The 1,490-nt window shown below is 16.6% G+C and carries 1 protein-coding gene; it reads left to right on the top strand.

The window, feature by feature from the left end:
* Nucleotides 1-63: 63 nt before the first annotated feature.
* On the top strand, nt 64-1,490 hold a 1,427-nt coding region (locus tag EZH24_RS11705), incomplete at its 3' end, for a pentapeptide repeat-containing protein (RefSeq protein ID WP_473807486.1).

The following is a 1,490-nucleotide window of genomic DNA, read 5'->3' as shown; positions in this document are numbered from 1 at the left end:
ATATATTGTTGATGATTTAAGTATTTGGGTTATAATTGGGGTATAATTTTTTAAGAGTTTTTTATGACTATTTTAAATGTTGATGAAATAGAGAAATATAGCATAACAGAACAGCTTACAGTATATAATTCAAAAGAAGAGCTTACCAAATGGCTAAAGTATGATTTATTACAACAGGCACTTAGTAAAGGTAAAGAAGCAGATGAAAATGATATTATAACTATAACTGATGAGGAAGAATATTATTATACTTTAAATATTGGAAATAAATGTAAAAAAATAAAAATTAATTTTAATTTTAAATTTTATCATTTAATAAAAATACTAAACAAAAAAAGAAAGATTAATTTTAAAATTAATTTAAAAAATACAATTTTTAATAATTTTTATACATATATAAATAATTATGATATGTATAGTTATGATATAATATTTAATAATGATGTAGATTTTTCAGAGGTAGAATTCAAAAATGAAGTAAACTTTAGTAAAATAAAATTTAATAATTACGTGTATTTCAATAAATCTATTTTCAATAAAAAAGCTAGTTTTTTTTATTCCAAATTTAATAATGACGTAGATTTTTCAGAGGTAGAATTCAAAAATGAAATAAATATATTCAAATCTATTTTTTATTCTGACTTAATTTTTTATAAATCTAAATTTGATATCATAATATTTAGTTTTATTAAAGTTATAAACTCTATAAAATTGTATAATATAGAATTTTATAATAACAATAATACTATCTTTTCAGAAATTAATTTCAATAGAATAAATTGCAATCAATTATATTTGTATAATATAAATTTTAACAAGAAGATTAATTTCAATAATATTACATTTAATGATAAAGTAAAATTTAACACAGTTACATTTAATGATAAAGTAAAATTTGACACAGTTATATTTAATGATAAAGTAAAATTTAATAATGTTAAATTTAATTCGAATCTTATATTTTTTAATAATAAATTTTATAGCGATACCATTTTTATTAAAACTACATTTGCTCAAAAAAGTTTTTTAATGTTGTGCAAATTTATGAACAATGCAAATTTTATAAAAAATAATTTCGATTCAGAGATATTTTTTATAAATTCAGTATTTAATATATTAGAATTTACAGGGAGTAAATTTAAAAATGAAGTATCTTTTATAGATGTAACTATAGAAAATATTATTAGATTAATAGATATAAAAATTACTTCATATACTAAAATATCATTTGATACAATTACATCTAATAATAACGGTATTATATATTTATATAGCAATAGTCAAAAAAGAATAAATAAATTATCATTTAATTACATAAATACTAAATTAGTAATAAATATAACTAGATTAAATATAGATAATCTAAACTTAGAAAATATATTCGGAAATGTTAATATTATAAATTGTATTATTAACAAAATTAATAATAGTGAAACAGCTAGAGTATTAAAAAATGAAGAATTGAAAAAATCTAATCATATTAAAGCATT

The sequence above is a fragment of the Brachyspira catarrhinii genome (assembly GCF_005518285.1).
Taxonomy (GTDB): Bacteria; Spirochaetota; Brachyspiria; order Brachyspirales; family Brachyspiraceae; genus Brachyspira; species Brachyspira catarrhinii.
The sequence above is the reverse complement of the archived record's forward strand: the minus strand, read 5'-3'. Positions and strand labels throughout refer to the sequence as shown.